Annotated in this window: 17 protein-coding genes; 12 read left to right on the top strand and 5 right to left on the bottom strand. The window is 67.2% G+C overall.

Annotated features, from left to right (window positions below; translation table 11 throughout):
* From METFAM1_RS0106750 to METFAM1_RS0106725, 6 genes are read left to right on the top strand one after another with little or no spacing between them, the layout of a single operon-like run.
* A complete protein-coding gene (locus METFAM1_RS0106750) occupies positions 1–366 on the top strand; it encodes a FliM/FliN family flagellar motor switch protein (RefSeq protein ID WP_019918845.1) in 366 nt (121 codons plus the stop codon).
* Complete coding sequence (gene fliP / locus METFAM1_RS0106745; RefSeq protein ID WP_019918844.1) at positions 363–1136, top strand: flagellar type III secretion system pore protein FliP; 774 nt, start codon at positions 363–365, stop codon at positions 1134–1136. Before METFAM1_RS0106750 ends, fliP begins: the two co-directional genes overlap by 4 nt.
* Before the next feature lie 4 nt (positions 1137–1140).
* Positions 1141–1413 (top strand): flagellar biosynthesis protein FliQ, encoded by a 273-nt coding sequence (fliQ, locus tag METFAM1_RS0106740; protein WP_019918843.1) that lies wholly within the window; start codon positions 1141–1143, stop codon positions 1411–1413.
* Positions 1414–1428: 15 nt separating this feature from the next.
* Positions 1429–2211, top strand: a complete 783-nt coding sequence (gene fliR / locus METFAM1_RS0106735) for a flagellar biosynthetic protein FliR (protein WP_019918842.1) — start codon at positions 1429–1431, stop codon at positions 2209–2211.
* Complete coding sequence (gene flhB, locus METFAM1_RS0106730) at positions 2204–3349, top strand: flagellar type III secretion system protein FlhB (RefSeq protein ID WP_019918841.1); 1146 nt, start codon at positions 2204–2206, stop codon at positions 3347–3349. Before fliR ends, flhB begins: the two co-directional genes overlap by 8 nt.
* Positions 3346–5433 (top strand): flagellar biosynthesis protein FlhA, encoded by a 2088-nt coding sequence (locus tag METFAM1_RS0106725; RefSeq protein WP_019918840.1) that lies wholly within the window; start codon positions 3346–3348, stop codon positions 5431–5433. Before flhB ends, METFAM1_RS0106725 begins: the two co-directional genes overlap by 4 nt.
* Before the next feature lie 9 nt (positions 5434–5442).
* Here the strand turns inward: METFAM1_RS0106725 and METFAM1_RS0106720 are convergent, their stop codons facing one another.
* The 5 genes from METFAM1_RS0106720 to METFAM1_RS0106700 form a co-directional block, all read right to left on the bottom strand.
* Positions 5443–5895 (bottom strand): hypothetical protein, encoded by a 453-nt coding sequence (locus METFAM1_RS0106720; RefSeq protein WP_019918839.1) that lies wholly within the window; start codon positions 5893–5895, stop codon positions 5443–5445.
* 126 nt (positions 5896–6021) lie between these two features.
* Positions 6022–6855, bottom strand: coding sequence for a flagellin N-terminal helical domain-containing protein (locus tag METFAM1_RS0106715; protein WP_019918838.1), 834 nt, complete (start codon positions 6853–6855; stop codon positions 6022–6024).
* A gap of 231 nt (positions 6856–7086) precedes the next feature.
* Complete coding sequence (locus METFAM1_RS0106710; RefSeq protein ID WP_019918837.1) at positions 7087–7947, bottom strand: flagellin N-terminal helical domain-containing protein; 861 nt, start codon at positions 7945–7947, stop codon at positions 7087–7089.
* Between the two features lie 102 nt (positions 7948–8049).
* The gene (locus tag METFAM1_RS0106705; RefSeq protein WP_019918836.1) at positions 8050–9018 is read right to left on the bottom strand and encodes a hypothetical protein; all 969 of its coding nucleotides are present in this window, start codon (positions 9016–9018) and stop codon (positions 8050–8052) included.
* A 97-nt stretch (positions 9019–9115) separates the two neighbouring features.
* A complete protein-coding gene (locus METFAM1_RS0106700; protein WP_019918835.1) occupies positions 9116–9958 on the bottom strand; it encodes a flagellin N-terminal helical domain-containing protein in 843 nt (280 codons plus the stop codon).
* A 346-nt stretch (positions 9959–10304) separates the two neighbouring features.
* Here METFAM1_RS0106700 and METFAM1_RS0106695 point away from each other — a divergent pair, with 346 nt between their 5' ends.
* From METFAM1_RS0106695 to METFAM1_RS0106670, 6 genes are read left to right on the top strand one after another with little or no spacing between them, the layout of a single operon-like run.
* Positions 10305–10649, top strand: coding sequence for a flagellar hook-basal body complex protein FliE (locus METFAM1_RS0106695; protein ID WP_019918834.1), 345 nt, complete (start codon positions 10305–10307; stop codon positions 10647–10649).
* Between the two features lie 21 nt (positions 10650–10670).
* A complete protein-coding gene (gene fliF, locus METFAM1_RS0106690) occupies positions 10671–12392 on the top strand; it encodes a flagellar basal-body MS-ring/collar protein FliF (RefSeq protein WP_019918833.1) in 1722 nt (573 codons plus the stop codon).
* Entirely contained in the window at positions 12364–13401 is a 1038-nt protein-coding gene (locus METFAM1_RS0106685; protein ID WP_019918832.1) for a flagellar motor switch protein FliG, read from the top strand. Before fliF ends, METFAM1_RS0106685 begins: the two co-directional genes overlap by 29 nt.
* Entirely contained in the window at positions 13398–14111 is a 714-nt protein-coding gene (gene fliH / locus METFAM1_RS0106680) for a flagellar assembly protein FliH (protein ID WP_019918831.1), read from the top strand. Before METFAM1_RS0106685 ends, fliH begins: the two co-directional genes overlap by 4 nt.
* Positions 14108–15418, top strand: coding sequence for a flagellar protein export ATPase FliI (fliI, locus tag METFAM1_RS0106675; RefSeq protein WP_019918830.1), 1311 nt, complete (start codon positions 14108–14110; stop codon positions 15416–15418). The genes fliH and fliI overlap by 4 nt, the downstream gene beginning before the upstream one ends.
* The gene (locus METFAM1_RS0106670; protein ID WP_019918829.1) at positions 15415–15846 is read left to right on the top strand and encodes a flagellar FliJ family protein; all 432 of its coding nucleotides are present in this window, start codon (positions 15415–15417) and stop codon (positions 15844–15846) included. The genes fliI and METFAM1_RS0106670 overlap by 4 nt, the downstream gene beginning before the upstream one ends.
* Positions 15847–15872: the final 26 nt, after the last annotated feature.

Genomic DNA, 15872 nt, shown 5'->3' with positions numbered 1-15872 from the left:
ATGGACAACACTTCCGGAATCGACACGCTGCTGGACGGACTGGACGAGGCAGGCGACGACCTGGCGCTGCTCGGCAACGAAGCGCCGGCCACACCGGCTGCACCGCGACGGAACATTCCGCAGATGATGCGGCGCATACCGGTCACGCTGACGCTGGAGGTCGGTTCCGCGCGCGTATCGCTGCAGGATCTGATGGAAATCGGACCGTCGAGCGTGCTCGAACTGGATTCGCTGGCCGGTCAGCCGCTGGTGATCAAGGTCAATGGCACGCCCATCGGTCACGCCGAGGTGGTGCTGGTCGGCGACAACCACGGCCTGCGCGTGGTCGATCTCGACGGCCTCGATCTGGACACCCTGGCGCAATGACCGACCGATCGTCCTGCGAGCCGTCGTGGGCGCGTCGCGCCTGCTGGCTGTTGCCGGCCGGTGCCGCGCTGCTCGTCTGCGCATCGGCCGGGGCGGCGGAGATCCCGCTGCTCGAATCGACCACCCGCGGCGCCAGCACCGAGTTCTCGGTGAAGACGCAGATACTGATCATCATGACCCTGCTCGGGCTGCTGCCCGTCATGGTCATGATGATGACCAGCTTCACCCGCTTCGTCATCGTGCTGTCGCTGCTGCGCCAGGCGCTGGGCCTGCAGCAGGGCCTGCCCAACCGCATCGTCACCGGCATCGCGCTCATCCTTACCTTGCTGGTGATGCGCCCGATCGGCGAGCAGATCTGGGCCGAGGCCTTCGTGCCCTACGACCGCGACAGCATCAGCCTCGAACAGGCGCTGAAGATCGCCGAGGCGCCGGTGTCGCGCTTCATGATGGCGCAGACCGGCAAGGCCGCGCTCGAACAGATCGCCCGCCTGTCCGGCTCCGGGCCGGTCGCGCAGCCGATGGACCACCCCTTCCTGGTGCGTCTGGCCGCCTTCGTGCTGAGCGAGCTGAAGACCGCCTTCCAGATCGGCTGCATGCTGTTCATTCCCTTCCTGGTGATCGACCTCGTCGTGTCCTCGGTGCTGATGGCCATGGGCATGATGATGCTGTCGCCGCTGGTCATTTCGCTGCCGCTGAAGCTGCTGCTGTTCGTGCTGGTCGACGGCTGGACGCTCACGGTCAACACGCTGGTCACCAGCATCCAGGTCTGATGCGATGCTGACGCCCGACATTGCGGTTGATCTGGTCAGCGAAAGCCTGCACATCACCATGGTGCTGGTGCTGCTGCTGGTCGGCCCGGGGCTGGTGATGGGCCTGATCGTCGCGCTGTTCCAGGCGGCCACGCAGATCAACGAACAGACGCTGAGCTTCCTGCCCCGACTGCTGGTCACGCTGCTGGCCATCATCTTCGCCGGACGCTGGATGACCGGCTACCTGATGGACTTCTGCGTGTCGGTGTTCCAGCGGGCGTCGGCGCTGGTCGGCTGAACGGGCGCGCACGTCGTGGAACCGCTGTTCAACCAGATGCTGCCCTTGCTGCACACGCTGTGGTGGCCGTTCTGCCGCATCCTCGCGATGTTCAGCGCGGCGCCGCTGATCGGCGAAACCACGCTGCCGATGCCGGTGCGCATCCTGCTGTCGCTGGTGCTGGCGGTGGTCATGCTGCCGCTGGTGCCGGGCGGTGCACAGATCGACCCCTTCTCGCTGAACGGCGTCGCCACCACGGTACAGGAGGTGCTGATCGGCTTCGTGATGGGGCTGGCCTTCCACCTGGCGATGGCGGTCATCATGGTGCTCGGCTTCCTGGTGTCGTCGCAGATCGGCCTGTCGATGGCGCTGATGAACGACCCGCTCAACGGCGCCTCGTCCGACGTCGTGTCCAGCCTGCTGGCGACCATGTGCGCGCTGGTGTTCTTCGCCGTCGATGGCCACCTGCTGCTGGCCGGCGTCATCGGCGCCAGTTTCGCTGCCTGGCCGGTCGGCGGCGGCATTCCGCTGTCCACGCTGCAGGCGATCGCGTTCAATGTCGCCTGGGTGTTCTCGGCGGCGCTGCTGCTCGCGGTGCCCATGGTGTTCGCAACCATGGTCGTGCAGATCGGCTTCGGCTTCCTGAACCGTGTGGCGCCTTCGCTGAACCTGTTCTCGCTCGGCTTCTCGCTGGTGACCGTGTTCGGCCTGTTCATGCTGGGCCACGTCGCGCGCGTGGTTCCGCAGCACTACCTGCGCATGTGCGGGCAGGTGCTCGACATGCTGCAGCAACAGATGAGGGCGGTGCCGCATGGCTGACGAGTCCGGCAGCAGCGGCGACAAGTCCGAGAAGGCTTCGCAGCAGAAGCTCCGGAAGACGCGCGAGAAAGGGCAGGTCGTGCGCTCACGCGATCTGGCGACGGCGGTCGGCATCCTGGTCAGCCTCAAGCTCATCGTGCTGATGATGCCGTCGCTGCTCGACGACTTCCGTGGCCTTTTCGCGCTCGGCTTCGTGCCGCTGGACGGCGACGGCGCGCTGGACAACGCGTGGTCGGCGCGCTTTGCCGCCGCCTCGACACTGCTGCTGAAGATGCTGCTGCCGCTGTGCGCGGTGCCGCTGGCCATCCTGATTGCGTCGCTGCTGCCCGGCGGCTGGGTGCTCAACGTCGAGCACTGGCAGCCCAAGCTGGAACGCCTGAGCCCGATCAAGAATCTGGGTCGGCTGGTGTCGCCCAAGCACCTGTTCGAGGTGGCGACCTCGGTGCTGAAGGCGACCGCGCTGTGCTGCGTGCTGTGGTACGTCTGCAGCCGCGGTGTCACCGATTTCCTGATGCTGCAGTCGCTGCCGCTGGACCGCGCGCTCATTGCCGGCGCCGACCTGATGCTGGACAGCATCATGGCGCTGTGTGCTGTGTTCGTCGTGTTCGCGCTGGTCGATGTGCCGGCGCAGGCCTTCTTCTTCCTGCGCAATCTGCGCATGACCAAGCAGGAGGTGAAGGAGGAGCACAAGTCGAACGAAGGGCGGCCCGAAGTGAAGCAGCGCATCCGCCAGCTGCAGCGGCAGATGGCGCGGCGCGGCGTGCGCAAGGCCGTACCGGGGGCTGACGTGGTCATCGTCAATCCGGAGCACTACGCCGTTGCGCTGAAGTATGACGAGCGCCGCGCGCAGGCGCCTTTCGTCGTCGCCAAGGGTGTGGACGAAATGGCCCTCTACATCCGCAGCATCGCGGCCGAACACAGCGTCGAGACGGTCGAGCTGCCGCCGCTCGCGCGCGCCATCTACAACACCAGTCAGGTCAATCAGCAGATTCCGCTGCCGCTGTATCGCGCGGTGGCGCAGGTGCTCACCTATGTGCTGCAGCTCAAGGCCTTCCGCCGCGGGCAGCGCCGGGGCGAGCCGCGCTTGCCGACCGATCTGGTCATTCCGAAACATCTGAGCGAGGTGATGCCCGCATGAACTTCCTGAACCGCCTGGGCGACGCCATGCGCCGGCACCGCGTCGCCACACCGGTGTTCCTGCTGCTGATACTGGCGATGGTGATACTGCCGCTGCCGCCGGTGCTGCTCGACGTGCTGTTCACCTTCAACATCGTGCTCGCGCTGATCGTCATCCTGGTCAGCGTGTCGGCGCGGCGGCCGCTCGACTTCTCGGTGTTCCCGACCATCATTCTCGCCACCACGCTGATGCGGCTGACGCTCAACGTCGCCTCGACGCGGGTGGTGCTGCTGCACGGTCACGAGGGCACGCACGCCGCCGGCCAGGTGATCGAATCCTTCGGCAACGTGGTGATCGGCGGTAACTTCGTGGTCGGTCTGGTGGTGTTCGTCATCCTGATGATCATCAACTTCGTCGTCGTGACCAAGGGTGCCGAGCGCATTTCCGAAGTGTCCGCCCGTTTCACGCTGGACGCGCTGCCGGGCAAGCAGATGGCCATCGACGCCGATCTGAACGCCGGCCTGATCAACCAGGAGAAGGCCCAGGCCCGTCGCCGCGACGTGGCGATGGAGGCGGATTTCTACGGCGCCATGGACGGCGCCTCGAAGTTCGTCCGCGGCGACGCCATCGCCAGCATCCTCATCCTGCTGATCAATATGGTGGGCGGCGTCATCATCGGCGCGCTGATGTACGACCTGAGCCTCGGTGACGCTTTCCGCCAGTACGCGCTGCTGACCATCGGCGACGGCCTGGTGGCGCAGATCCCGGCGCTGCTGCTGTCGGCGGCGGCAGCCATCATCGTCACCCGCATCAGCGATTCCGGCGACTTCGAACAGCAGATCAGCACCCAGTTGCTGACCTCGCCGACCGTCATGTACGGCGCGGCGGCGATGATGGCGGTGCTGGCGGTCATCCCGGGCATGCCCTGGCTCATGTTCTCGCTGTTCGCCGGCGTGCTCGGTTTCGTCGGCTGGCGACTGTCGGGCATGGCCGAGCGACCGGCGCAGACCGATCTGGGCGAGGTCGAAAGCGCGCTGATGAACGCGCGTGCGCCGGAACTCGACTGGAGCGATCTGCCGGTGGTCGAGCCGGTCACCGTCATGCTCGGCTACAAGCTGGTCGGCCTGATCGACGCGGCGCAGGGCGCGCCGCTGACGCGGCGGATCAAGGGCGTGCGCCAGAGCCTGAGCGAAACCATGGGCTTCCTGCTGCCACAGATCGGCGTACGCGACGATCTTTCTCTGAAGCCGTCGCAGTACTCGGTGCTGCTCAGCGGCGCGGTGATTGCCCAGGCCGAGGTGTTCGCCGACCGCCTGATGGCCATTCCGTCACCGAAGACCTATGGCACGCTCGACGGCATTCCGGGCATCGAGCCGGCCTACGGCATGCCGGTCACCTGGATCGCGCCGGAGGACAAGGCGCACGCGCTGGGTCTCGGCTACCAGGTGGTCGAATGCGCGTCGGTCATCACCACGCATCTGTCCAAGCTGGCGCGCGAACATCTGGCCGAACTGTTCGGCCACGAGGACGTGCCGGCGCTGCTGGAGCGGCTGTCCGCGCTGACGCCCAAGCTGTCGGCGGCGCTGGACAAGGCGATGACGCACACCCAGTTGCTGCGCGTGTTCCGCGTGCTGCTCGCCGAGAACGTGTCGCTGAAGGACATCGTGCCGATCGCGACGACGCTGGTCGAGAACGCCGAGGTGACCAAGGACCCCATCCTGCTGGCGGCCGAAGTGCGTTGCGCGCTGCGCCGGCAGATCGTCGGTGCGCTGGTCGGCCCGCTGGCGGACATGAAGGTGTTCAATCTGGGCAGCGAGCTGGAGAACATGCTGCTCGGCTCGCTGAACCAGGCGCGCCAGACCGGCAAGGCGGCGCTGGACAACTACCCGATCGATCCCAATCTGCTGGCCCAGCTGCAGACCCACATGCCGCTGGCACGCGACCAGATGAAACAGCAGGGCGGCACGCCGCTGCTGCTGGTGATGCCGCAGATACGCCCCTTGCTCGCACGCTATGCGCGGCTGTTCGCGCCCGGCCTGCAGGTGCTGTCGTACAACGAAGTGCCGGAACAGCGCGACGTCAGTGTTGTCGGTACGCTGGGCTGAGCGCGGCGCTCAGCAGAGCCTGCCGCCGCGCGCGTACAGGAAGGCGTGGGTGAGCCAGACGGTACGAAAGGCGGCGACCTCGGTCGCTACGATGCGATGGCGCGCCAGCACGGGCAGTATGTAGTCGATGCAGCGCACGCCGCCATTGGCATCGCGGGTCGCGCGGCACAGCAGTCCGGTGCGTCGCAGATCGTCATCGGACTCGACCTCGCAGGGCGACAGGCGGTCGTGCCCGTTCTCGATCAGGAACTGCAGCGCCACCACGAAGGCGGCGCGGGCGATGCGGATGTCGTGCGGCACGATGCGCACAAAGGGACGGTCCGTCTCGTGCAGGATTTCGAAATCGGTGTCCGGCGCGTCGTGCGTGGCGTAGCGCTGGCCGTCGCCGATCAGATGCCAGATCGCGTCTATCGTCGCTTCCGAGTGTGAATCGCAGATCGCGGATTCGCAGCGGTTCCTCATATATGAATCATCCTTCCGTTTGGGGGTACGCCGCCGACGCCAGGACGAACGCCCGCACCGGTGATGCCGGGGCGGGCGGACGCGGAGCGGGAGTTGCCGGACGCCGGAGCGCCGGCAGTCGCCGTATTACTGCATCAGCGACATGACGAGCTGGGACATGCTGGAGCTCTGCTTGAGCATGGAAGTGCCGGCCTGCATGAGCATCTGCTTCGAGGTCATGTTGGCGGTTTCGGACGCGTAGTCTACATCCATGATGCGACCGCGTGCCTGTTCGGTATTGGTTTTCATATTCGCCAGGTTGTTATAGACGTGATCCAGGCGGTTCGACGCGGCGCCGATCTGCGAGCGCAGCGTGCCGACGGCGGTGATCGTCGTCTCGGCCAGCGTGATCGCGGCGTTGGCGGCGGTGGAGATATCACCGCCGTTGAGTGCGGTGACCGCCGTGGTCAGCGCCGTGAAGTTGGCCGAGGTGTCGACCACCATCGTTTCGGCGGCGTCGGCGCCGATCTGGAAGGTCACGCCGCCGGCGGTGGCCAGCGTGCCGCCGGTCAGCAGCGCCTGACCGCCGAACTTCGTGTTGGTCATGATGTTGGTCAGTTCCAGGCCCAGCTGGTCGTATTCCGCCTTCATCGCGGTCTTGTCGTCCGCGTTCGACGCACCGTTCGACGCTTCGGTCGCCAGGTCCTTCATGCGCAGCACGATGTTGGTGATTTCGGTGAACGCGCCTTCGGCGGTCTGCATCATCGAAATGCCGTTCTGGGTGTTGCGCTGGGCGACCCCCATGCCGCGGGTCTGGGCGCTCAGGCGGGTGGCGATCTGCAGGCCGGCGGCGTCGTCCATCGCGGAATTGACGCGGAAGCCGGTGCCCAGACGGGTCATCGAGGTCGACAGGGCTTTCTGGGTACCACCTACCGAGTTCTGGGCGGTCAGGGCGGCGGCGTTGGTATGAAGGCTGAGCATGAATGTTCTCCGGGTCGAGGGGCGGGGATCGGCCACCGGCAGGGGCATGTTCGCCGCCTCGTTGGCCTCATCAGGAAAGGGCGACGCGGAAGGACGCAAACTTAAATGGCCGGCGTGTCCGTTTTGCGACACGCCGCCGGTGCGCAGAAAAAAAAGCCAGCCGCACCGACGGGCACGACTGGCTCAGCCTGCTGCACACGGCCCGGGGGGGCACGTGCCGCGGAGGGAGGGTTACTGCATCAGCGACATGACGAGCTGGGACATGCTGGAGCTCTGCTTGAGCATGGAGGTGCCGGCCTGCATGAGCATCTGCTTGGAAGTCATGTTGGCGGTTTCGGAGGCGTAGTCGACGTCCATGATGCGACCGCGTGCCTGTTCGGTATTGGTCTTCATGTTGGCCAGGTTGTTGTAGACGTGGTCCAGGCGGTTCGACGCCGCACCCAGGTCGGCACGCACCGAGCCCACTTCGTTGATGCGCGACTCGAGCTGGCCGATGGCGGCCGTCGCGTTGGCCGAGGTCAGGATTTCACCGAGCGAGGTGGCGGTCGCGTTGCCGGCGCCGGTGGCAAAGGCGGCGTCCAGATCGGTCAGCTTGGTCACCACGTCCACCGTCATCGTTTCCGCCGCGGCGGCACCGATCTGGAAGGTGGTGGTGGCTGCGCCCAGCGAGCCTGCGCCCTTGAGCAGCGCCTGACCGCCGAACTTGGTGTTGGTCATGATGTTGCCGATTTCCGCCGCGAGCTGCTGGTACTCGGCGTTCATCGCGGTCTTGTCATTGGCGTTCGATGCGCCGTTGGCGGCTTCGGTCGCCAGGTCCTTCATGCGCAGCAGGATGTTGGTCACTTCGGTGAAGGCGCCTTCGGCGGTCTGCATCATCGAAATGCCGTTCTGCGTGTTGCGCTGGGCCACGGCCATGCCGCGGGTCTGTGCGTTCAGGCGGGTGGCGATCTGCAGGCCGGCGGCGTCGTCCATCGCGGAATTGACGCGGAAGCCGGTGCCCAGGCGGGTCATCGAGGTCGACAGGGCTTTCTGGGTACCGCCCACCGAGTTCTGTGCGGTCAGGGCGGCGGCGTTGGTGTGCAGGCTCAGCATGGGTGTCTCCGTATGGAAGGGGGTCTGGCTTCGGGCCACCGGTGCGACGACGCGCGATTCCGATGTCCTTGTCCGGAGAAGGCGACGCCGGCGCGGCCAACCTTAAATCGGCGACATCCTTTTTGTTGCCGCGAGGTCGGTGCGGCTGGTCGGCGGCGCGGTCAGCGCGAGCAGCACTTCGGCGGCGACGCGGAACAGCGGCAGCGGCAGGTGCGCGTGCAGGATCGACGGGCGCGAGATGTCGAGAGCGCGGATGTGCGGCCGTCCCGACGTTACGCGCAGCAGGCGGCACGACGCGAGCCGGGTGCCGGCGCGCACCAGTGCCGCGGCCAGCGCGGGCAGGATGTCGCGCACATGCGCGACCGCCTTGTCGCCGTCGATACGGAACTGCAGGTGGACGCCGCCCGCGATCTGCAGCCGGACCTGTACGAGTCCCATGTCCGGCAGTTCCGTCTCGATCAGCAGCACGGCCGAGGCGGCGGCGCCGCCGCCATGCCCGTCGTCACCGTCGTCGCCGATCAGCAGATGTGCCGACTGACCGTCGCTCAGATGCACCGGAAAGAGCCAGCGCTCGGCGCCCGGCATCGGGAGCAGGGGCGGGGCAGCGACACGGCCCGGATCGCCGGCTTGCGCGGGCGTCACGGCGGCGGCGATGTCGGCGCGCGCAAGTTCGGTCGTGACCTGCCGGAACACGCGGGTGCGCAGCGCGGTGGCGAGGTCCAGCGCACCCGGTGCGCGCCAGCGCAGATGACGCAGCAGGAGCTGGTCCGGCCGCATCGCCGCCGGAAGTCCGTCGGCCGCCGGCACCGACGGCCGGGCCGGCGGCGTGGCTGCGTCGGCATCGATCTGAAGTTCGACCGCTGGCGAGGTGGACAGCACGCGGACGGCCAGCCGCTCGCCGGCCACCAGCGGTCGCCCAAGGGCGGCCAGCCCTTGCAGGCGTGAGGCCACCGCGTCGCCGTCGATCATCGGCGCCGGATCCTCGGCGGTGGGCAAGGCGGTCGGCAGGCCTTCCGGCGGGCGCCGCAAGGGCAGCGCCAGCGCAAGACGCGGAATCCTCTCTATCGTCATGGCGAATGCTCCGGATGTGAAAGAGCCAACCGTCCGGCGGGCACGGTTGGCTCGTCCTGCGGCGCGCGGACCCCGGGTCCGCGCGGGGCATCATGTCTTACTGCATCAGCGACATGACGAGCTGGGACATGCTGGAGCTCTGCTTGAGCATGGAGGTGCCGGCCTGCATGAGCATCTGCTTGGAAGTCATGTTGGCGGTTTCGGAGGCGTAGTCGACGTCCATGATGCGCCCGCGCGCCTGTTCGGTATTGGTCTTCATGTTGGCCAGGTTGTTGTAGACATGGTCGAGGCGGTTCGACGCCGCACCGAGCTGGGCGCGCACACCGCCGACGTCGTTGATCCAGCCTTCGATGTCGCCGATCGCCGTTGCTGCGTTGGCCGCGGTCGTGATGTCGCCGAGCGTGGCGGCGGTGGTCAGGTCGGTCACCAGTGCGGCCAGATCGGTCGATACGTCGACCGTCATCGTTTCCGCCGCGGCGGCACCGATCTGGTAGGTGATGGCGCCGGCCTGCAGCGAGCCTGCGCCGTTGAGCAGCGCCTGACCGCCGAACTTGGTGTTGTTCAGGATGTTGCCCAGTTCCGAGCCCAGTTCCTGGTACTCGGCATCCATCGCCGTCTTGTCGTCGGTGTTCGATGCGCCGTTACGGGCTTCGGTCGCCAGATCCTTCATGCGCAGCAGGATGTTGGTGATCTCGGTGAAGGCGCCCTCGGCGGTCTGCATCATCGAAATGCCGTTCTGCGCGTTGCGCTGGGCGACCGCCATGCCGCGGGTCTGGGCGCTCAGGCGGGTGGCGATCTGCAGGCCGGCGGCGTCGTCCATCGCGGAGTTGACGCGGAAGCCGGTGCCCAGGCGGGTCATCGAGGTGGACAGGGCTTTCTGGGTACCGCCCACCGAGTTCTGGGCGGTCAGGGCGGCGGCGTTGGTGTGCAGGCTCAGCATGGAATTCTCCTGGTCTAGGTCGGTGGGCACGGATCGGGCGTCATGCGCCGTCATCAGTCACAGGCGACCGTCGACCCGCCGGCCTTAAATCAGGATTCACCGGCTCGATTCCGGCACCCGACCGTGAGCGCTCGTCACATCTGGTCACTCCGGACCTTCAGGAATTTTTCCTTCCTCACGAAAAAACGTGGTTTTTCATATAGATAGTCTCAATATGAAGTTTGTATTTACACGTAAAGTTTTGTCTCTGGGCGTCGATACATACACGTACGGTTAAGCAGCGCATGCTGTGCCACACAAAACCTGCCGGCCTCTGCCACCGGCAAGACAAAAAGGTAATGCACGTATGGGATATGAGTTCGCCAACGCGATCGGCGCCAGCAAGGCCCTGATCGAGGCCGATGCCACCAACATTGCCGCGAGCGTCGCCATGCCGCTCCAGTCGGCTTCCCGCTTCGGGGGCGCAGACGGCGCCGGGTTCGCGAGCGCCATGCAGGACGCCGTGCAGCGTGTCGACGCGATGCAGCACGAGGCTTCGCAGCGCATGGAAGCGGTCGACAGCGGCCAGAGCGATGACTTGGTCGGCGCCATGCTGGCCAGCCAGGAGGCGAGCCTGTCCTTCTCGATGCTGATGCAGGTGCGCAACAAGGTTGTGGGGGCCGTCGAGGACCTCATCAAGCTGCCTCTCTGATACTGACCCGGAACAGCTCACGTGATCGCAACCGTACGCGGCGGCCTGCAACGCCTGCGCGCCGGCTCCGGGGCCATGCCCTCGCTGCCGCCGGCCTTCCTCAAGAGCCTGGTTCCGCTGATGGTGATCGCCGTCGCGGTGACCGCGCTCGTCCTCATGTATCTGTGGCAGGACCAGGCGAGTTACAAACCGGTGTTCGGCGCCCGACAGAAAGTGGCGACGGCCGACATGATGTCGGTGCTCGATGCCGAAGGCATTCCCTACCGGCTGCATCCGGAGAGCGGACAGGTGCTGGTACCGGACGCCCAGCTCGGCCGCGTACGCATGCTGCTCGCCGCCAAGGGCGTATCGGCGCAACTGCCGGCCGGCCTCGAACTGATGGACCAGAACGATCCGCTCGGTGTCAGTCAGTTCGTGCAGGACGTGCGTTATCGCCGCGGCCTGGAAGGTGAGCTGGCGCAGAGCATCCTGACACTGGACGCTGTCGATTCTGTGCGCGTGCATCTGTCCATCGCCCGCTCGACCTCCTTCGTCGCCACCGACGGCGAGAAGAGCACCGCCTCCGTGGTGCTCGGACTCAAGCCCGGGCGCACGCTGAGCCCCGAGCAGATCGCCGCCATCATCAATCTGGTGGCCGGCAGCGTGTCGACGCTGGACCCGCAGCGCGTCAGCCTGGTCGACCAGGCCGGCAACTACCTGTCGGCGCGCGTCGATCTGAGCGACGGCTTCGAGACGCACGGCGGCAACGAGGCCGCACATCGCTTCCAGAGCGAGGCGCGCGCCAATGTGCGCGACCTGCTGTCGCCGGTGCTCGGCGAGCACAACTACCGCGTCAGCGTGACCGCCGAGGTCGACAACGACCGCGTCGAGGAAACGCACGAGAAGTATGGCGAAGCGCCGCGCGTCACCAGCGAGGCCACGCGCGAGGAGCAGGACCGCAATCGCGTTGCGCTCGGTGTACCCGGTTCGCTCAGCAACCGCCCGGTCGCCGCACCGGCCGCCCAGGCGCCAGCGCAGCCGGGTGCGGCCGGAGAACAGCCGCCGGCCGCTGCGGCCGATGCCGCCGGCGCGCGCAAGAATGCCTCGACCCGCCAGTACGCCTACGACCGCAGCATCACGCAGATCAAGCGCAGCCGCGGCCGGCTGCAGAAGCTCAACGTGGCGGTCGTGCTCAACAACGCGGCGGCGGCCGATCCGGCCAAGGGCTGGAGCGAGGCCGAGATCGGAAACATCCAGCGCATCCTCGCCAACGGCCTGGGCATCAACGCCGAACGTGGCGACCAGCTCGTCGTGTCCGCGATGAGCTTCCCGGCGCAGCCGGAAGCGCCGGCCTGGTGGGCGCAGCGCGACAACATCGTCGATATGGGGTCCTGGCTGCTGTACGCCGCCGGCGGACTGCTGGCGCTGCTGTTCGTCGTGCGACCGCTGGTGCGCGCGGCGCAGCAGCGCATCGCGCCGCCAGCCGCACGGGACGACGACATTCCGGTGCGCGATGCCACGCCGGACGCACCGGCCGCCACCGCTGGCGCAGCACCCGCGCTGGCGCTGGATGGCGCACCGGCCGCCGGTGGCAGTCCGGTGGTGTCGCTGCTCGAAAACTACGATCTGCCGCCGCCGGGTTCCCCGGTCGACGTGCTGGTCGAACATCTGAAGGTCCTGGCCGGCAAGGAGCCGGAGCGGGTCGCCGAAGTCGTCAAGCAATGGGTGCAGAAAAATGGCCGATCCGAACAACCCGCTGAGTAATCCCATCATTCCGTCGGGCAGCAATCTGAGCCCGCTTGAACAGGCGGCCATCGTGCTGCTGAGCATGGGCGAGGAGCCGGCGGCAGGCGTGCTGCGCTGCCTGTCGCGTGAGGAACTGCTCGAAGTGACCGGCGTCATGTCGCGCCTGAGCAGCATCAAGGTCGAGAGCGTGCGCACCGCGATCCAGCGCTTCTTCGACGAGTACCGCGAACAGAGCGGCGTGCATGGCGCCTCGCGCGCCTATCTGAAGCGCTCGCTCGATCTGGCGCTCGGCGGCGAGATCGCCAGCAGCGTGCTGAACAGTCTCTACGGCGACGCCATCCGCCCGCTGATGGCGCGCCTGCAGTGGGCGTCGCCGAAGTGGCTGGCCGACTTCATCGCTGACGAACATGTGCGCATGCAGGCGGTGTTCCTCGCCTTCCTGCCGCCGGCGCTGGCCGGCGCCGTCATCGACGCGCTGCCGGTCGACGGCCGCGACCTGCTGCTGCTGAACGTGGCGCGGCTGAAGGAGATCGACCACGAACTGCTGGTCGAGCTGGAAGAACTGGTGAACCGCTGCCTTGCCAGCCTCGGCTCGCAGAGCGCCAGCGTCGAGGGTACGCGCCAGGCTGCCGAGATACTGAACCGTCTGTCCGGCAACAAGCAGCAGATGGTGGAACAGCTGCGCGCACGCGATCCGCAGGTGGTGTCCGAGATCGAAATGAGCATGTACGACTTCTACATCCTGTCGCGCCAGTCCGACACGGTGCTGCAGCGCCTGCTCGAAGACGTGCCGCTGGAACAGTGGGCGATCGCGCTCAAGGGTGCCGAGCCGGAAGTGCGCGATGCCATCATGCAGACCATGCCACGCCGCCAGGCGCAGAGCTTCGAGGACACGATGCGCCGCACCGGCCCGGTGCCGCTGAGCCGCATCGAACAGACCCGCCGCGAGATCATGGCCCAGGTGAAAACGCTGGTGGACGCCGGCGAGATCGAGGTGCAGCTGTTCGCCGAGGCCGTCGTCGAATGAGCGGCGTGCGCCCACACCGCTTTCCGCCGCTGGCGCAGATCGCCGCCGGCCGCGCGGACGGTCAGTCCGCCGCGCAGTACCAGCAGTCGCTGGCCGACGGATTCCGTCAGGGCATGGACGAGGGCTATCGCGTCGGCCACGAATCCGGTCATGCCGACGGGTTGGCCGAGGGGCGGGAAAGCGGCCGCCAGGAAGGTCTGCAGGCGGGGCGCGAGGAGGCGATGCAGCAGACGCTGGCGTCGTTCGAACAACTGGCGCGGCCGCTCGATGCCATGCTCGAACGGCTGCACAGTCTGCAGGCGGATTACCAGACCGCGCTGCGCAAGGAAGTGGTCGACCTGGTGGCGCGCGTCGCCCGTCAGGTCATCCGTTGCGAGCTGGCGCTGCAGCCGGCGCAGCTGCTGTCCCTGGTCGACGAGACGCTGGCGGCGATGCCGCCGACCCGTCAGGGCATCGAGGTTCACCTGAATCCGGAAGACCTGAAGCGCATTGCCGACATCGATGCGTCGCGTGCCGCGCGCTGGCATCTGGTCGCCGATCCGCGCCTGGAACTGGGCGAATGCCTGGTGAAGGCGGGCGATCACGAGGCCGACGCCGGCTGCGCGCAGCGGCTGGCCGCCTGCGTCGAGCAGGTGCGCGCCCAATTGCTCGACGGTGGCGATGTGCCGCAGTCGGTGATCGACGTGCCCTTCACCGCGGAGGCCGCATGATTACCGACGTGCTGCGCCGCCTCGAAATCGACGACGTGCCGGTGGCCACGCCCACCGGCCGCCTGGTCGGGGCTTCGGGCCTGCTGCTCGAAAGCGCCGGCTGCCCGCTCTATACCGGCCAGCGCTGCCAGATCGAAACGATGGACGGTGGCTGGCTGGATGCGCAGGTCGTCGGCTTCCGCGACAAGCTGTCCTTCCTGATGCCGTTCAAGAAGCCGGTCGGCCTGACCACCGGTGCCCGCGTGCTGCCGGTGCAGGACAAGCTCGATCTGATGATCGGCCCGTCCTGGCTGGGACGCATGGTCAACGGCCTCGGTGAACCGATAGACGGCCTCGGCCGCCTCGGCGGCGAACATCCGCTCGACCCGCATCCGCCGCGGGTACATCCGCTGAAGAAGAAGCGCGTGTCCGAGCCGCTCGACGTCGGCGTGCGCGCGATCAACGGCATGCTCACGCTGGGCAAGGGCCAGCGCGTCGGCCTGATGGCAGGCAGCGGCGTCGGCAAGAGCGTGCTGCTCGGCACCATCACCCGCCAGACCGCGGTGGACGTGGTCGTCGTCGGCCTGATCGGCGAGCGCGGCCGCGAGGTGCGCGAATTCGTCGAACTGTCGCTGGGCGAGGAAGGGCTGAAGAAGGCGGTCGTCGTCATCGCGCCGGCCGACGAATCGCCGCTGATGCGGCTGATGGCGACCGAGCTGTGCCATTCCATCGCCGCCCATTTCCGCGACCAGGGCAAGGACGTGCTGCTGCTGGTCGACTCGCTCACCCGCTACGCGATGGCGCGGCGCGAAGTGGCGCTGGCACTGGGTGAGCCGCCGGCCACGCGCGGCTATCCGCCGTCGGTGTTCTCGCTGCTGCCGCAGCTGGTCGAGAGCGCCGGCAACGGCGAGAACCCTCAAGGCAGCATGAGTGCGATCTACACCGTGCTGGCCGAAGGCGACGACCAGCAGGACCCGGTGGTCGACACCGCCCGCGCCATCCTCGACGGTCACATCGTGCTGACGCGCGAACTGGCCGAACGCGGTCACTACCCGGCCATCGACATCGCCGCGTCGATCAGCCGCTGCATGGCGCTGGTGGTCGACAAGGCCCATCTGAACGCCGCGCGCATGGTGAAGGAGATGGCGTCGCGGCACGCCCAGGTGCGCGATCTGATTCCGCTCGGCGCCTATGTCGCCGGCGCCGATCCGCAGACCGATCACGCGGTGTCGCTCTATCCGGACATCGAAGCCTATCTGCGCCAGGGCGTGGCCGAAGCCGCGCCGATGGCGCAGTGCGTGGCGCGCATCCAGGAGCTGGCGGCATGACGACGAAGACATCGATCCGCGCGCTGGCGCGACTGGTGGACGTGCGCGAGCGCGAGGTGGACCGCCTGCAGGCCGACATGGCCGGCAAGGTGGCGCTGCGCCAGCGCTATCTCGGCAACATCGAACGGCTGCAGTCGCTGTGCGACGGCGCGCCACAGACCGGCTCGCTGAACCCGCTGCTGTCGATGAACAGCGCCGGCTACAAGCAGTCGGTGGCCGAAATGGTGGCGGTGCACCGGCAGGAACTGGCGGCCCATGAGATCGAGATCGACCTCGCGCGACGCGAGCTGGCGCTCGTTTCGCGCCGCTGCGAAGTGCTCGACCAGGTGCTGCTGCGCCAGCGCCGCATCGTCGCCGATGGCGCGCGGGTGAAGGAACAGAAGGGGCAGGACGACATCGCCGCCCAGATGTGGAGATGCGCGCCGTGATGTCCCGCTATCGATCGATTTCAGTT

It is taken from the genome of Methyloversatilis discipulorum (genome assembly GCF_000527135.1).
Taxonomy (GTDB): domain Bacteria; phylum Pseudomonadota; class Gammaproteobacteria; order Burkholderiales; family Rhodocyclaceae; genus Methyloversatilis; species Methyloversatilis discipulorum.
This window is presented reverse-complemented; position numbering and strand designations above follow the sequence as displayed.

Excerpts from the sequence above, each read along its gene's own strand:
- METFAM1_RS0106750 (WP_019918845.1), top strand. The coding sequence starts at position 1 with ATGGACAACACTTCCGGAATCGACACGCTGCTGGACGGACTGGACGAG.
- fliP (WP_019918844.1), top strand. The coding sequence starts at position 363 with ATGACCGACCGATCGTCCTGCGAGCCGTCGTGGGCGCGTCGCGCCTGC.
- fliQ (WP_019918843.1), top strand. The coding sequence starts at position 1,141 with ATGCTGACGCCCGACATTGCGGTTGATCTGGTCAGCGAAAGCCTGCAC.
- flhB (WP_019918841.1), top strand. The coding sequence starts at position 2,204 with ATGGCTGACGAGTCCGGCAGCAGCGGCGACAAGTCCGAGAAGGCTTCG.
- METFAM1_RS0106725 (WP_019918840.1), top strand. The coding sequence starts at position 3,346 with ATGAACTTCCTGAACCGCCTGGGCGACGCCATGCGCCGGCACCGCGTC.
- METFAM1_RS0106720 (WP_019918839.1), bottom strand. The coding sequence starts at position 5,895 with ATGAGGAACCGCTGCGAATCCGCGATCTGCGATTCACACTCGGAAGCG.
- METFAM1_RS0106715 (WP_019918838.1), bottom strand. The coding sequence starts at position 6,855 with ATGCTCAGCCTTCATACCAACGCCGCCGCCCTGACCGCCCAGAACTCG.
- METFAM1_RS0106710 (WP_019918837.1), bottom strand. The coding sequence starts at position 7,947 with ATGCTGAGCCTGCACACCAACGCCGCCGCCCTGACCGCACAGAACTCG.
- METFAM1_RS0106705 (WP_019918836.1), bottom strand. The coding sequence starts at position 9,018 with ATGACGATAGAGAGGATTCCGCGTCTTGCGCTGGCGCTGCCCTTGCGG.
- METFAM1_RS0106700 (WP_019918835.1), bottom strand. The coding sequence starts at position 9,958 with ATGCTGAGCCTGCACACCAACGCCGCCGCCCTGACCGCCCAGAACTCG.
- METFAM1_RS0106695 (WP_019918834.1), top strand. The coding sequence starts at position 10,305 with ATGGGATATGAGTTCGCCAACGCGATCGGCGCCAGCAAGGCCCTGATC.
- METFAM1_RS0106685 (WP_019918832.1), top strand. The coding sequence starts at position 12,364 with ATGGCCGATCCGAACAACCCGCTGAGTAATCCCATCATTCCGTCGGGC.
- fliH (WP_019918831.1), top strand. The coding sequence starts at position 13,398 with ATGAGCGGCGTGCGCCCACACCGCTTTCCGCCGCTGGCGCAGATCGCC.
- fliI (WP_019918830.1), top strand. The coding sequence starts at position 14,108 with ATGATTACCGACGTGCTGCGCCGCCTCGAAATCGACGACGTGCCGGTG.
- METFAM1_RS0106670 (WP_019918829.1), top strand. The coding sequence starts at position 15,415 with ATGACGACGAAGACATCGATCCGCGCGCTGGCGCGACTGGTGGACGTG.